This is a genomic window from Cupriavidus pinatubonensis, assembly GCF_019602855.1.
GTDB classification, from domain to species: Bacteria; Pseudomonadota; Gammaproteobacteria; order Burkholderiales; family Burkholderiaceae; genus Cupriavidus; species Cupriavidus pinatubonensis.
Genome location: NZ_CP080767.1, coordinates 592073 through 607101 on the forward strand (window position 1 = coordinate 592073; position 15029 = coordinate 607101).

Below are 15029 nucleotides of genomic sequence, written 5' to 3' on the forward strand. Positions count from 1 at the left end.
TGATCACACCATATGCCGGCGCGGCATACCTTCAAGTGAACTCGGTCGTTTGGTTTTGCCGCGAACATTGCTATCGTGTGGTCTTGGCCCAGGGCGCCAAGACCCTGGCCCGTGATGGCGTCGTCCCTGCAGATGGTAATGGCGCCGTTGTCCTTCACTTTCCACGACGGTGCCCCTATGTCCCGCCTGCCCCTGCGTTTGTCCTTCCGCTCCGCACTCAAACTGACCGCTGGCCTCGCCGCGGCCTGCGCCATTGCCGCGCCCGCGCTTGCACAAGGCGAATGGCCGACGCAGCCGGTGACCATCCTGATGGGTTTCACCGCGGGCTCCGGTGTGGACATGGTGGGCCGCACGCTGCAGGAATCGCTGCAGAAGTCGCTCAAGACGACCATCATCTACGACTACCGTCCGGGCGCGGGCGGCAACGTGGCCTCGGAAGTCGTGGCCCACGCCAAGCCGGACGGCTACACACTGCTGCTCGGCACGGCCGCCACGCACGGCATCAACCCGGCGCTGTACAAGACCCTGCCGTTCGATGCCGACGCCGATTTCACGCCGATCGCGCCGCTGGTCGAAGTCTCGAACGTGCTGACTATCAACCCGGCCGTGATCGATGTGAAGTCGGTCAAGGAGTTCATCGAGAAGATCAAGGCCAATCCGGGCAAGTACAACTACGCGTCGACGGGCAACGGCACGGGCACGCATTTGGCGTTCGCCGAGTTCAACGCACGTGCGGGTCTCGACATGGTCCACGTGCCGTACAAGGGCGGCCCCGACGCACTGCAGGCCGTGCTCAAGGGCGAGGTCTGCTGCATCTTCAACCAGGTCCAGAGCGTGCTGCCGCAATATCGCGCGGGCAAGGTGCGCTTGCTTGGCGTGAGCACGAACAAGCGCGTGCCGGTCATTCCTGAAGTGCCGGCCATTGCCGAAAGCGGCCTGCCCGGCTTCAACAGCACGATCTGGTTTGGCTTCTTCGGTCCGAAGGGCCTGGACCCGAAGATCGCGCGCAAGATCAATGACGCGGTGAAAGTTGCGCTGGAAAACCCGGCGATTCGCCAGAAGCTGATCGATGCCGGCAACACGCCGCGCGTGGAGACCGTCGATCAGTTCAAGGCTACGGTGAAGGCGGACCGCCAGAAGTGGGCGGGCGTGGTGAAGACGGTTGGGGCGTCGATCGATTGATCGGGGTTTGAACGAGACGCGCCCGCGAAGGTGCGGGCGCGTCGGGCGCTGCGTGCACGGCTAAGACAAATAGAGGTAGATCTGCTTCCACAGCTTGCCGTGGCGTAAAGAGTCGAGGGGAAGCAAGGAGAGCGGAAGAAGCGCAATGCACAGGAGCCAGAGTGCCCGCTGTCCCACGGACCGACCCAACGCCATCACCGCGCCTGCAGCGAAGGGGGGCCACGATGGCGTAGACCCGGACCCACGTCGGACAGTCTTCGGCACAGGAGTGGAGCTTCAATACTCCTGCGACATACGTCGGCCCGAGGTCAATCAGGCAACCCAGGCCAAAGCCGATGATGAAGAGTATGGTTTTCGCAAAGAATGTCTTCATGATTGGCTGATCAGCGGAATTCCTCGGGCATTGGTCAGGTAGTTGCAAGGATTCCCTGTGCTTTCCATGACCGAAGAGACTTTGTGTGCGACTCGATTAGAAGTGGGAGAGGATCCGCCGCAGCAGTCCGATCTGATACGCATGGCTGAGCCACGCTAATGAGCAATGCGCGAGTGCCAGCAAGAGCAAGATGACCGCCCATTGCCTAACTGTGCGCATCCAGGCCAGAGCGAAGGAAAGAGCAAATGGCGTCAGCAGGTATAGGAAGATGGCGCTTGCCTGAATCCACGAAGGGCATCCCTCCGAGCATGATGAGATATTCAGCGTTTCCTCCACATAGGTTGGTACAAGATCAAACAGGCAGCCGAGGAAAAAGCCAATCAAGAGCAGGAAAGTCCTTGCAAGAATTGCTTTCATGGCTATCGGGCTAGCTGATTTCGAAGAACCAAATCACTCTTGCCTTGCCCAGATCGGCGTACGTACGACGAATGCTACGGATGCCTACACGGAATCTCAGAAAGTTGTGAAAGGCGCCGATGATGCCATTTGCCGTGAGCGTGGCGCCATTCCACAGGTCGATATGCCCCCCCTGTTGCCGCATCGGCCGATTCATCATGGCGCTGCCAGTATTCACCAAAGAAGATAATCCCGGTCCGGCCCCTCACCTTGTCGTGCCAGTCCGGCCCAGTCACCACATCGGGCCTTTCCGGTAATCCCGCAAACGGCTTCAGACACAACCACTGAGCCATTTCGTCCGCACGCGTAGCGGTCGGTTTTCCATCCAGAAGGATGCGCCCGAGCGTTGATTTCCCCCGGCCCGGCCTGACGTTCTTCTGGGAAAAGGACTTCATGTCGATGCCGATGCGATGCAGGGGTCGCGCTGAGCCGGATGGCGCACTGATTGGTGTGAGTCCTCTCCGGATCGCTATAGGGCTTGCCTGTGACGTAGTTGTCCCACAGTTGTCGGAAGGTAACTGGCTGAATTTTCAGACTGATGGTCGAGCCAGCAACGGGGTTTGTCCGGATCGTACGGGCGCCGGCGGCAGGTAAGGATTGCGTCGGCATGGTCAGCCTCGCGCCAGGGCATCATCGCCCCAAAAAATCTCGTAAGCGCCGAGGCTTTCCGTGGCGATGCGGGGCATCTGCCCGGTCGCGTCGAGTTTCCCACTAAATCGGCGGCCATCAGCGGTTTCAATGAAGAACGGCAGCCCGGCAAGGCAGGCCGGTTCAGCGCCGGCGGACAGATGGACCGCCTCGTCGTAGTGCCCGGACTCTCCCGGGAAATCGCTTTGTACTGGATGTTTGGCGAACCCTTGCGCAACAAGCTCGTCGTGCGTCAGGACGTGGGACATGCCCGTCATGGAGTGAATCAGCCGCGGCGAGGGATCGCACCGGCAGACACAGAGATCGCCTTCGAGTGCGTCCTTTCTGCCATGGAATGAATTACTGTGCCGTGGACCGATGCAGAGGATATGTCCCGTTGTCTTGCAGGCCGGACACCAGACGGCGTCGCCCTCCAGGGCTAGGGGTACGCCCATCTGGGTCATTCGGGCATCATTGGCGCCAACCACCATGCCATTAGCGGTGGTCTTGTCGCCTTGTACGAGGTTGTACCGGATGTGTCGATGCATGGGATGCTCCTTCATTGCCTGAGAAGGGGGCGCATCCATGCGTATAGCGCCGATAAGGCGCGTTTGGAATCGACAAATTCCTAAAGTCGCTGAGGAAAAGGCTGAATTTCAGTGGAGGTGTCGCGTGTATATGGCGCTTCTGGCGAACGGCTGGAGGGCTTTCTGGACTGCCGCATAGCAGTCGGTACTGCTCAGGCGAAGAGCCAGGAAGGCCTATCCCCCGAACGCGGCTGCGGCCCTCTGCAGCCGATCCCTGACCCCAGCCCACTCATGCCCCTCTGGCAGCGGCTCAAACACCAGCTGCGTGAAGCCCTGCTTGTCCAGCTTGCGCAGCAGTCGGTAGAGTTCCCGCGCATAGGCGGTGGCATCCGCAGGCGCCTGCACCCACGTGCAGCGCGGATCTTCGATCGGGGCACGTCCTACCCACGCCACGCGGGCATCGGCAGCAAGCGAGGGCAGTTGTGCCGCGAGCTCGGCCGCGTCGGCCAGCACCAGCGGGGTATGCGGAGCGTAGTGAGCCTTCAGCGTGCCCGACGCACGGGGGGCCGCGGCATCAGGCGGCAGCGGCGCTTCGCCGAGCACCTTCGCCATCATCGCTGGCGTGATCGCACCCGGTCGCAGCAGGACCGGGCCGATGCCCTGGTCGAGCCTTGAAAGATCGACGATCGTCGATTCGATGCCGACTTCCACGCCATCGCCTTCCAGCACATAGACCGCATCGCCGAATTCGTCGCGCACGTGTTGCGCAGTGGTCGGGCTGACCTGGCCAAACTTGTTGGCAGAAGGCGCGGCAATGCCGCCGCGGCCGCGCTTGAAGCGCGACAGCAGTGCCTGCGCGACGGGGTGCGACGGGCAGCGTAGTCCGATGCTGTCCTGGCCGCCGGCCACTGCCGCGTGGATGTGCGAGGCGCGCTTGAGGATCAGCGTGAGCGGGCCCGGCCAGAACGCTTCGATCAGCTTTGTCGCGGCTTCGGGCACCTCGTCGACCCAGTAGCCGATGTCGGCGCCGTCAACCACATGCACGATGACCGGATGGTTCGACGGCCGGCCCTTGAGCGCGAAGATGCGCGCGACCGCTTCCGGACTTTCGGCGTCGGCGCCGAGCCCGTAGACGGTTTCAGTGGGAAAGGCGACCAGCTGGCCGGCCTCCAGCAGGCGGACGGCTTCGTCCAGTTCGGCGGCCGTGGGCATGCGCGACATCGTGTTCCTTGAAGCGGGCGAGACGGATAGGGTCAGATTGGATCAGAGCGGGATGTGCAGCGCCTTCGCAGCGACATCGAACGCTTGCGCGGCGGCCTCGGCATGCTCGCCAATGCAGTTTACATGGCCCATCTTGCGCGACGGGCGCGCGTCGCTCTTGCCGTACAGGTGCAGCTTGGCGCCGGGCTGGGCCAGCACTTCATCCCATGCCGGCGTGCGCTCCAAACCGAACTCGAACCATACATCGCCAAGCAGGTTCAGCATCTTGCCGGCCGAATGCTGGCGCGTGCTGCCCAGCGGCAGGCGGGCCATGGCACGCACCTGTTGCTCGAACTGGCTGGTCTCGCACGCGTCCATGGTGATGTGACCGGAGTTGTGCGGACGCGGCGCCATTTCATTGGCGATCAGCGAGCCGTCGGTGAGCACGAAGAATTCGATGCACAGCACGCCCACATAGCCCATTTCCGTGGCGATGGTCGCGGCGGCGGTACGGGCGCGGTCGGCGATGTCGGCCGACACGCTGGCCGACGGCATCTCCGTCGAGAACAGGATGCCGTCGCGATGCACGTTCTCGGCCAGCGGCCAGGTGGCGGTGCTGCCATCGGCGGCGCGTGCGGCCAGCACCGAGACCTCGTAGGCCAGCGGCAGCATCTGCTCGAGCACGCATGGCACGTGCTGCATGGCCTTCCATGCCGCGCGCACGTCTTCGCGCGTCTTCACGCGGGCCTGGCCCTTGCCGTCGTAGCCCATCCGCGCGGTCTTGAGGATGCCGGGCAGCACCGTGTCGGGCAACTGGTCGACGTCCGCATCGTGCTGGATCACCCAGTGCGGTGCGGTTGGCACGCCGGTACGCTCGGCGCACGAGGCAAAGAACTTCTTCTCGCCGATGCGGTTCTGCGCAATCGACACGCAATAGCCGCGCGGCGCGACAAAGGCGCCTAGCTGTTCGAGCCGGTCCAGCGATAGCGATGGCACGTTTTCGAATTCCGTGCTGACGGCCTGGCACAGCTTTGCCATCTCGGCGAGCGCGGCCTCATCGGTGTAGGGTGCGCAGATATGCTTGTCGGCCACGGAGCCGGCAGGGCTGTCCTGGTCCGGGTCGAGCACGCAGACGCGATAGCCCATGCTCTGCGCCGCATGCGTGAACATGCGGCCAAGCTGACCGCCGCCGAGCATGCCGAGCCAGGCGCCGGGCAGGATGGGCGCGCTGGGGTTGTCGACGCCAAATTCGGCGCGCGACTCCGGCGTGTGGGCTTCGGAGAGGTAGGGATGGATATCGGTCGGCATTGCTCGGTTCCGTGGTTTCCGGGGGTTACTGCGCGATGGATTACAGCGGCAGCGTCATCGCGCGCGCGGCTTCGGTCTGCCTGGCGCGGAATGCTTCCAGCGCGCTGGCCAGCGCGTCGTCGGTGGTGGCCAGCGTGGCGATCGCATGCAGCGCCGCATTGGCCGCGCCGGCTTCGCCGATCGCGAACGTCGCGACGGGCACGCCCTTGGGCATCTGCACGATCGACAGCAGCGAGTCCTCGCCGCGCAGGTACTTGGACGGCACCGGCACGCCGAACACCGGCACGATGGTCTTGGCGGCGATCATGCCCGGCAGATGCGCGGCACCGCCGGCACCGGCGATGATCGCGCGGATGCCACGGCTGCGCGCGGTCTCCGCATAGCGGAACATGTCGTCGGCCATGCGGTGCGCCGAAACGACCTGTGCCTCGAACGGCACGCCGAAATCCTTCAGCATGGCCACGGCGTGCTGCATCACGTCCCAGTCGGAACTGCTGCCCATTACGACGCCGACGACCGGCTTTTCTTGCTTGCTCACGTCTTGTTCTCCGGGCTTACTGGAGTTCTTCACCCGTCAAGCGGGTCAGCGCTTCACGGTACTTGGCGGCGGTCTTTTCGATCACGTCATCCGGGAGCTTTGGCGCCGGCGCGGTCTTCGGCCACGGCTTGCCGTCGATGCGCACGGCTTCAAGCCAGTCGCGCACGAACTGCTTGTCGAACGACGGCGGGTTGGTGCCGACCTGGTACGAATCGGCCGGCCAGAAGCGCGACGAATCGGCGGTCAGCACTTCGTCCATCAGCGTGAGAGTGCCGTTTTCATCCAGGCCGAACTCGAACTTGGTGTCGGCGATGATGATGCCGCGCGTGGCGGCGAATTCGGCCGCTTCCTTGTACAGCCGGATCGAGATGTCGCGCATCTGGCGGGCCAGCGCGATGCCGATGCGCTCTTCCACTTCGCCGAACGAGATGTTCTCGTCGTGCTCGCCCATCTCGGCCTTGGCGGCCGGCGTGAAGATCGGTTCGGGCAGCTTCTGCGCGTTCTGCAGGCCGGCCGGCAGTTCGATGCCGCAGACCTTGCCCGTCGCCTGGTAGTCCTTCCAGCCGCTGCCAGCCAGGTAGCCGCGCACCACGGCTTCGACCAGGATCGGCTTCAGGCGCTTGACCACCACGGCGCGGCCCTTGACCTGTTCCACTTCTGCGGGCGCGACGACGGTTTCGGCAGCAACGCCGGTCTCGTGGTTCGGCACGATATGCGCGAGCTTGCGGAACCAGAAATTCGCCATCTGGTTCAGCACGCGGCCCTTGTCGGGAATCGGCTCGCCCATGATGACGTCGAAGGCCGACAAGCGGTCCGTGGTGACGATGAGCAGCTTGTCTTCGCCGACGGCGTAGTTGTCGCGCACCTTGCCGTGGCCAAGCAGCGGCAGGGAAGAGATGGAGGACTGGTAGAGAGCGTTGGACATGGTGGTTCCGATAAAACGGCGAAGCCGCCGGGCACTGAATGCTGCCGCGGCGGCCGGAACGTCAAACCGCCTTCCGCTTGCGCGGATGGCGGTCAGGGGACATTACTGCACAACCTGGGCAAGCTTGCCCGACTTGTACTGGCTGGCGATATCGGTCAGCGACACCGGCTTGATCTTGCCGGCCTGGCCTTCGCAGCCGAAGGCGATGTAGCGGGCCTTGCAAACCTGCTTGGCGGCTTCGCGGGCCGGCTTCAGGTATTCGCGCGGGTCGAACTTGCTCGGGTTCTCGACGAAGAAGCGGCGGATCGCGCCGGTCATGGCCAGGCGGATATCGGTGTCGATGTTGATCTTGCGCACGCCGTACTTGATGGCTTCCTGGATTTCCTCGACCGGCACACCGTAGGTTTCCTTCATGTCGCCGCCGAACTTGCGGATTTCTTCCAGCAGTTCCTGCGGGACCGACGACGAGCCGTGCATCACCAGGTGGGTGTTCGGGATGCGCGCGTGGATTTCCTTGATGCGGTTGATCGCCAGGATGTCGCCCGTGGGCTTGCGCGTGAACTTGTACGCGCCGTGCGAGGTGCCGATGGCGATGGCGAGCGCGTCGAGTTGCGTGGCCTTGACGAAGTCGGCGGCCTGCTCGGGGTCGGTCAGCAGCATGGAGTGGTCCAGCTTGCCTTCGGCGCCGATGCCGTCTTCTTCGCCGGCTTCACCGGTTTCGAGCGAGCCCAGGCAGCCCAGTTCGCCTTCGACGGTCACGCCGATCGCGTGCGATAGTTGCACGACCTTGCGGGTCACGTCGACGTTGTACTCGTAGTCGGCCGGAGTCTTGCCGTCTTCGCGCAGCGAGCCGTCCATCATCACCGACGAGAAGCCCAGGTCGATCGCGGCCTGGCAGATCGCCGGCGACTGGCCGTGATCCTGGTGCATCACCACCGGGATGTGCGGGTAGGCTTCGACCGCGGCTTCGATCAGGTGGCGCAGGAAGTGTTCGCCGGCGTATTTGCGGGCACCGGCGGAGGCCTGCATGATCACCGGCGCGTTGACCTCGTCGGCCGCCTGCATGATGGCCTGGACCTGCTCGAGGTTGTTCACGTTGAATGCCGGCAGACCATAGCCGTTTTCGGCAGCGTGGTCGAGCAGCTGGCGCATCGATACGAGTGGCATGTCAAAACTCCTGAAGGTAAATGGTGTGTCTCTGAATCTTGTTCTGCTGGCGCGGGCCAAGCCTGCGGCGCAGCGCATTTTGCACCGCTTGCCGTAGTGCTTCTGCCCGCCGCCGCACAAATGGCTTCAACTTCCCACCCTGACGATCTTGAGGGTGTTGGTGCCGCCGGGCTGGCCCATGGGCTCGCCGATGGTCAGCACGATGAAATCGCCGCGCTGCACCACGCCCTGCGCGAGCAGCAGCTCTTCGGCCTGCTCCAGCGCGGTGTCGCGGTCGGTGCTGGCGTCAAGCGGCAGCGGCACGACGTTGCGGTACAGCTGCATCTTGCGCTGCGACGCCACGTTGGGCGTCATCGCGTAGATCGGCACGTGGATGCGGTGACGGCTCATCCACAGCGCAGTCGCGCCCGAATCGGTCAGTGCGGCAATCGCCTTCACCTGCAAATGATAGGCGGTGAACAGCGCACCCATTGCCACCGACTGGTCGATGCGCGAAAAGGTCTGATTGAGGAAGTCCGTGTCGAGCTGCACGACTTCGGACTTCTCGGCTTCGATGCAGACTGCGGCCATGGCCTCGACCGTCTCGACCGGATAGCGCCCGGCGGCGGTCTCGGCCGACAGCATGACGGCGTCGGTGCCGTCGAGCACGGCGTTGGCCACGTCGGACACCTCGGCGCGCGTCGGCACCGGGTTCACGATCATGCTTTCCATCATCTGCGTGGCGGTGATTGTCAGCTTGTTGGCCTCGCGCGCGAGCTTGATCATGCGCTTCTGCAGTGCCGGCACCGCGGCATTGCCGACTTCCACGGCCAGGTCGCCACGCGCGACCATGATGCCGTCAGACGCCTGCAGGATTTCTTCAAGCACGCCCGGGTTGATCGCTTCGGCGCGCTCGATCTTGGCGATCATGCGCGCCTTGCGGCCATACGGCTGGCCTGCGACCGCTGCGAGCTGGCGCGCCATTTCCATATCGGTGGCGTTCTTCGGGAAGCTCACCGCGACATAGTCCGCGCCCAGGGCCATGGCGGTCTTGATGTCGTCCATGTCCTTGGCCGTCAGCGCCGGCGCCGACAGCCCGCCGCCCTGGCGGTTGATGCCCTTGTTGTTCGACAGGTCGCCGCCGATGCGCACGGTGGTGAAGATCTCCGTGCCGAGCACACGGTCCACGACCAGCACGATCAGGCCGTCGTTGAGCAGCAGCAGGTCGCCTGGGCCCACGTCGCGCGGCAGGTCCTGGTAGTCCAGGCCGACGCGTTCCTGGTTGCCGAGCTGGCACGACGAGTCGAGCACGAACGGGTCGCCCGGCTTGAGCGTGACCTTGCCGCTCTCGAACTTGCCCACGCGGATCTTCGGGCCCTGCAGGTCGGCCATGATGGCCACTTCGCGCCCGCAGGCCTGCGCGGCTTCGCGCACCAGCGTGGCGCGGTCGATATGGTCCTGCGCGGTGCCGTGCGAGAAATTCAGCCGCACCACGTCGACCCCCGCGGCAATCATGCGCGTCAGCACTTCCAGCGAGCTGGAAGCGGGGCCGATGGTGGCGACGATCTTGGTGGAGCGGGTCATGGCGGGGGATCCTTGTCCGGACGCGGGCCAGCGCGGCCTCAGCCTGCTGCGCGTTGCTCCAGCACTTCGAATGCGGGCAGCTTCTTGCCTTCCAGGAACTCCAGGAACGCGCCGCCGCCGGTCGAGATATAGCCCACGCGGTCGGCAATGCCGTACTTGGCGATGGCGGCCAGCGTGTCGCCGCCGCCGGCGATCGAGAATGCCTTGGAATCGGCGATGGCTTCGGCCAGCACCTTGGTGCCGTTGCCGAACTGGTCGAACTCGAACACGCCCACCGGGCCGTTCCACACGATGGTACCGGCAGCCTTGAGCTGGTCGGCCAATTGCGCGGCGGTCTTCGGCCCGATGTCGAGGATCATGTCGTCGTCGGCCACGTCCTTGACGTCCTTGACGGTGGCGGCCGCGGTGGCGCTGAACGCCTTGGCGCACACGACGTCGACCGGAATGGGTACCGAGGCACCGCGCTTGGCCATGATGTCGATGATGGTCTTGGCATCGGCCACCAGGTCGGCTTCGGCCAGTGACTTGCCGATCTTCAGGCCGGCGGCCAGCATGAAGGTGTTGGCGATGCCGCCGCCGACGATCAGGTTGTCCACCTTGTCGGCCAGCGACTTCAGGATGGTCAGCTTGGTCGAGACCTTCGAGCCGGCCACGATGGCGACCAGCGGACGCGCCGGCTGGCCCAGCGCCTTGCCCAGTGCGTCGATCTCGGCAGCCAGCAGCGGGCCGGCGCAGGCGATCGGCGCGTACTTGGCGATGCCGTGCGTGGTCGCTTCGGCGCGGTGAGCGGTGCCGAACGCGTCATTGACGTACACGTCGCACAGCTTGGCCATCTTCTGCGCCAGTTCGTCGCTGTTCTTCTTTTCGCCCTTGTTCACGCGGCAGTTTTCCAGCAGCACCACCTGACCCGGAGCGACCTCCACGCCATCGACCCAGTTCTGCACCAGCTTCACCGGCTTGCCCAGCAGTTCGGAGAGGCGCGTGGCAATCGGCGCCAGCGAATCGGCCGGCTTGAACTCGCCTTCGGTCGGGCGGCCCAGGTGCGACGTGACCATCACGGCGGCGCCAGCAGCCAGGCAGGCCTCGATGGCCGGCACCGAAGCGCGGATGCGGGTGTCCTCGGTGATATTGCCGGCGTCATCCTGCGGCACATTCATGTCGGCGCGGATAAAAACACGCTTGCCGGAGATTTTGCCTTGGGAGATGAGGTCGGATAGACGCAGGACGGAGGTCATGACGGTGTGATGGCGCGAGATTTCGCTGAAATTTCGGGGAAACAATCATTTTACCTGATCGCAGTCATTGCTTAGCCGGTTTGGGACCGGGCGCAACGACGGCTGTGCCTGACTCGGCACAATGGCGAGCCGTAATGTGTTGCGGCCCGCGCCGATCCCCACGAAAGCGGGGTGAGGGGTATGTCGTGCTTGCGGCCCGAGTGGGTTAATGTATGTAAAGTCTGCAATGGCAGACACGCAGACTGACAGAGCCGGTGTGAAGCGGCCATAACAATAAGCCTGCCCGGGCGAGCCACAAGCATGCCGGGGCGGACAATTCGTCGTGAATGCAGGGGATTGCAGATGAACGAAGCGGACATGCACGGAGCGATCCGTGGCTTGTACGAGGGCATTCTTGACCCTGGGGCGTGGCAGAAGAGCCTGCACACCCTGACGCAGATGGCCGGTACCGCCCACGCCTCGATGATGGTGTGGGACACCGTGCGCGACCAGGTCACCGTCAACGAGATCGTCAACCCGGTGGTGGAGCTTTTCACCGAGTACGAATCCGATTTCCAGTCGATCGATCCGGCCAAGCAGTTCGCGCCGCGCATGAAGCCGGGCGAGTGGTATATCGACGCGCGCGACCTCGGCGAAGGCGCTATGTCGCGCCATCCGTTCTACCGCGACTTCTTTAACCGGTTCGACCTGCGTTCCTACGTGGCCTGCCTGGTCGCGCGCCAGCCGCACTACGAAGTCTATTTCTCGATGCAGCGCGCCATGTCGCAACCGGTGTTCTCCACCGACGATGTACGTGGCCTGTCCTGGGTGATCCCGCACATGCGCGGCGCCATGGCCCTGCGCGACCGCACGCAGAGCCTGTCGGCGCTGGCCAGCCTGTCGTCGCAGGTCGTGGAGCGCCTGAGCTTCGCGTTGCTGGTCATGTCGCCGCGGCGCCAGGTGCTGATGAGCAACCGCGCCGGCGAGCAATGGGCGCGGCGCCTGGACCCGGCCGGCAAGGTGTCCGAATGGACGCTGTCGCGCTCGTTCGGCGACATGCTGCAGGCTGCGTGCGATCCGCAGCGTGCCGCCGCGGCGCAGGCCGCACGCGCCACCGATAGCCAAGGCAACTGCGCGCAGGTAATCGTGCTGCCGTTGCCGCCCGCGCATGCGTTCGCCACCGAATGGCAGGAGCCTGCTGCGCTCGTCGTCGTCCATGAAGACGGCACGCCTCCGCCGATGCTGGGCACGGTCCTGCGCGAGTTGTACGGCCTGACGCCGGCGGAGACCCGCGTGGCTACCGCGCTTGCCGGCGGCCAGGGCCTGCCCGAGGCCAGCGAGCAGTTGCGCATCCGCCACGAAACCGCCCGTACCCAGCTCAAGTCCGTATTCCAGAAGACCGGCACAGGCAGCCAGGCGCAGCTTTCGCATTTGCTGTCGCGGCTGGCGGCGGCGCTGGAAGGGACTGAGTAGCCCGGCAATTGCCCTGAAAAAAGAAAAAGAAGGGAAGGCAATGAACGAAGACGAGATGCACGAGACGATTCGGGCGCTCTACCAGGGCATCTTCGATGCCGATGCCTGGCAGCGCAGTCTCGCCGCGCTATGCCAGTCCAGCGGCAGCATGCATGCCGCGCTGGTGGTGCGCGATACGGTGCGCGACCGCGTGCTGGTCAACCAGGTGGTCAACCCGGTGCCCGAAGAAGTGGCGGCCTACCGCGATTACTACGAGGCCGTGGACCCGGCGATCCCATTCGTATCGCAGCTGGCCGTGGGCAACTGGTACATCGACTCGCGCGAGCTTGGCGAGCAGGCTATGCGCAGCCTGCCGTTCTATGGCGAGTTCTTCCGTCAGTTCGGCATGTCGTCGCTGATGGCCTGCCTGATCGAGCGCCAGCCGCACTACGAAGTCTTCCTGTCGCTGCAGCGGCCGCAAGGTCGCGCGCACTATTCGCAGGAGGACGCACGCGCGCTCGACTGGGCCATTCCGCATGTGCGCCACGCCATTGCGCTGCGCGACCGCACACGCCAGGTATCGACGCTTGCGCATGTCTCGGCCGAACTGCTGGAACGGTTGCCATTCGCGGTGATCGTCTTTGCCGAGGACGGCAAGGTGTTGATTGCAAATCGTGCCGGCGAGGCGTGGGCCCGCACGCTGCTTCCCGTGGCGGCGGTCGGCGCCGTCGGGGCGGCCGGCAATCCCAAGGCTGACGAATGGCGCCTGTCGCGGGCGTTTCCGGACGTGCTGCGGGCCGCCAACGACCCGGCCGTTGCCCAGCCGGCACAGGCACTGCGCGCCACCGGCCCCGGCGGACGGGAGGCCCAGGTCGTGGTGCTGCCGCTGCCGGCGGCGCACCATCTCGCGGTCGACTGGCAGCATCCGGCCGTGCTGGTTGCCGTGCACGAGGCCGGGGCCCCGGCCATGGGGATTGGCGGCGTGCTGCGGGAACTGTATGGCCTCACGCCCGCCGAGATCCGGTTGGCCATGCTGCTGACCACCGGCATCGGCCTGCCCGAGGCCTGCGAGCAGCTCGGCATCCGGCGCGAGACCAGTCGCACCCAGCTCAAATCGATTTTCACCAAGACCGGCACCGGCACGCAGGCACAGCTTGCGCACCTGCTCACGCGCCTCGGCGTGGTGCTGGGGGCAGGGAATGCGGAGTCAGGCGAGCAGCCGTAGCGCGGTGTAGACCGCCATGCCGACGGCGATCATGCCCACCATGCGGCGCGTGAACAGATAGAACAGCGCCGCGGCGGCGCCCGCCACGAGCTTGTAGTTGGACGGCGACAGCGTGAAATGCCCGTGCCAGGTCATCAGATCCGGCAGGATGATGGCCGCCAGCGCCGCGGCCGGCGCATAGCGCAGCGCGCGCTGGAGCCGGTCCGGCACCGTCACGTGTTCGCCCGCCATCAGGAACAGCGCGCGTGTGACGATGGTGACCACGGCCATGCCGGCGAGCGCAATCCAGATATCGGTGTGACTCATGCCTGGTCTCCCTGTCCTGCCTGCGAGGCAGGCACGGCCTGAGTGGCGGCCTTGCCTGCCGCCTTGCGGCTGTGGATGCGCCGCAGCGTGGCGCGCGCGGCCAGTTCGTCGCTGGCCATGCCCGCCGCGATGGCGCCGATCACGGCCACCACCAGGCTCAGCCGGTAGGGCAGGTCGAAGCACAGCAGCGCGAGCATCGCCGACACCACCACCGCCAGCAGCGTGGAACGCGAATTGATCGTGGCGATCATTACCGGGATCAGGGCCAGCGTGCCCGCCAGTCCCAGTCCCCAGCTGTCCGGGAACAGGCTGGCCAGCACGATGCCGATGATCGACGACGTCTGCCACATCGCGAAGTTCGACAGCGCCATGCCCCAGAAATAGCCTTCCTTGCCCGCCTCATAGCCCGGCGTGCTGTAGCGTTGCATGAAATAGACGAAATGCAGGTCGCCGTTGAACGAGCCGAGTATCGTGCGCCGCCAGAGCGGCATGTAGCTGAAGTGCGGCTGCAGTGCCGCGCTGAAGATCACGAAGCGCAGATTCACGATGGCCGCGGTCAGCCACACCGTCCATAACGGCAGCCCTGCCGCGAACAGCGGCAGCACGGCGAGCTGGGCCGAGCCCGCATAGACCAGCAGCGACATGCCGATGGCCTCGGGCACCGTCATCACGGATTTGCTCATCGCCACCCCGGTGACCAGGCCCCACGAGAATACGGCGGGCAGGGATGGCGCGAAGAAGCGGACGCCTTCGATAAAAGCGGTCCGTTCGGCGGGTGCGATGCGATGCCAGAGTCGCAACCAGGCCGAGGGTTGTGGGGAAGTCATGGGCAATGTCGGGGGATGCGACGACTAGGCGCGGCCTAGGCGCAGACAGGGCCGGCGCAGCGGGGGCTGCCGGCATCGCACCATTATAGGGTCGGACGCGGCGCTGGTAAGTAGATACTTAACAAGTTCCCGGGCGGCG

The 15029-nt window shown here is 64.9% G+C and carries 15 protein-coding genes; 3 read left to right on the top strand and 12 right to left on the bottom strand.

Translation table 11 applies throughout. The features are described 5' to 3' along the window. The first annotated feature begins 177 nt into the window (after positions 1-177). Positions 178-1182, top strand: a complete 1005-nt coding sequence (locus tag K2O51_RS15240; RefSeq protein WP_220631307.1) for a Bug family tripartite tricarboxylate transporter substrate binding protein — start codon at positions 178-180, stop codon at positions 1180-1182. A gap of 469 nt (positions 1183-1651) precedes the next feature. Here the strand turns inward: K2O51_RS15240 and K2O51_RS15245 are convergent, their stop codons facing one another. The 10 genes from K2O51_RS15245 to K2O51_RS15290 all read right to left on the bottom strand — a co-directional run bounded on the left by K2O51_RS15245 (position 1652) and on the right by K2O51_RS15290 (position 11101). After that, complete coding sequence (locus tag K2O51_RS15245) at positions 1652-1972, bottom strand: hypothetical protein (RefSeq protein WP_011296739.1); 321 nt, start codon at positions 1970-1972, stop codon at positions 1652-1654. A 74-nt stretch (positions 1973-2046) separates the two neighbouring features. After that, the gene (locus K2O51_RS35650) at positions 2047-2406 is read right to left on the bottom strand and encodes a T6SS effector amidase Tae4 family protein (protein ID WP_342394098.1); all 360 of its coding nucleotides are present in this window, start codon (positions 2404-2406) and stop codon (positions 2047-2049) included. Positions 2407-2622: 216 nt separating this feature from the next. After that, complete coding sequence (locus K2O51_RS15255; RefSeq protein WP_245001914.1) at positions 2623-3186, bottom strand: PAAR domain-containing protein; 564 nt, start codon at positions 3184-3186, stop codon at positions 2623-2625. 213 nt (positions 3187-3399) lie between these two features. Continuing rightward, on the bottom strand, positions 3400-4386 hold the full coding sequence (locus K2O51_RS15260) for an L-threonylcarbamoyladenylate synthase (protein ID WP_011296742.1): 987 nt from the start codon (positions 4384-4386) through the stop codon (positions 3400-3402). A 42-nt stretch (positions 4387-4428) separates the two neighbouring features. Then, the gene (locus K2O51_RS15265) at positions 4429-5673 is read right to left on the bottom strand and encodes a 5-(carboxyamino)imidazole ribonucleotide synthase (RefSeq protein ID WP_220631308.1); all 1245 of its coding nucleotides are present in this window, start codon (positions 5671-5673) and stop codon (positions 4429-4431) included. 40 nt (positions 5674-5713) lie between these two features. Next, the gene (gene purE, locus K2O51_RS15270) at positions 5714-6211 is read right to left on the bottom strand and encodes a 5-(carboxyamino)imidazole ribonucleotide mutase (protein ID WP_011296744.1); all 498 of its coding nucleotides are present in this window, start codon (positions 6209-6211) and stop codon (positions 5714-5716) included. 16 nt (positions 6212-6227) lie between these two features. Continuing rightward, positions 6228-7136, bottom strand: a complete 909-nt coding sequence (locus tag K2O51_RS15275; RefSeq protein ID WP_011296745.1) for a phosphoribosylaminoimidazolesuccinocarboxamide synthase — start codon at positions 7134-7136, stop codon at positions 6228-6230. A gap of 102 nt (positions 7137-7238) precedes the next feature. Next, on the bottom strand, positions 7239-8303 hold the full coding sequence (fba, locus tag K2O51_RS15280) for a class II fructose-bisphosphate aldolase (protein ID WP_011296746.1): 1065 nt from the start codon (positions 8301-8303) through the stop codon (positions 7239-7241). 126 nt (positions 8304-8429) lie between these two features. Continuing rightward, on the bottom strand, positions 8430-9866 hold the full coding sequence (gene pyk / locus K2O51_RS15285; protein ID WP_011296747.1) for a pyruvate kinase: 1437 nt from the start codon (positions 9864-9866) through the stop codon (positions 8430-8432). Between the two features lie 38 nt (positions 9867-9904). Continuing rightward, positions 9905-11101, bottom strand: a complete 1197-nt coding sequence (locus K2O51_RS15290) for a phosphoglycerate kinase (protein WP_011296748.1) — start codon at positions 11099-11101, stop codon at positions 9905-9907. A 342-nt stretch (positions 11102-11443) separates the two neighbouring features. On the opposite strand from K2O51_RS15290, the gene K2O51_RS15295 reads away from it, so the two are divergent. Next, a complete protein-coding gene (locus K2O51_RS15295) occupies positions 11444-12553 on the top strand; it encodes a helix-turn-helix transcriptional regulator (RefSeq protein ID WP_220631309.1) in 1110 nt (369 codons plus the stop codon). Between the two features lie 40 nt (positions 12554-12593). After that, a complete protein-coding gene (locus tag K2O51_RS15300; protein WP_011296750.1) occupies positions 12594-13757 on the top strand; it encodes a helix-turn-helix transcriptional regulator in 1164 nt (387 codons plus the stop codon). On the opposite strand, the gene K2O51_RS15305 is transcribed toward K2O51_RS15300, so the two are convergent. Continuing rightward, positions 13740-14063, bottom strand: coding sequence for an AzlD domain-containing protein (locus K2O51_RS15305; protein WP_011296751.1), 324 nt, complete (start codon positions 14061-14063; stop codon positions 13740-13742). The genes K2O51_RS15300 and K2O51_RS15305 overlap by 18 nt on opposite strands. Continuing rightward, entirely contained in the window at positions 14060-14890 is an 831-nt protein-coding gene (locus K2O51_RS15310; RefSeq protein WP_011296752.1) for an AzlC family ABC transporter permease, read from the bottom strand. The genes K2O51_RS15305 and K2O51_RS15310 overlap by 4 nt, the downstream gene beginning before the upstream one ends. Positions 14891-15029 lie beyond the last annotated feature (139 nt).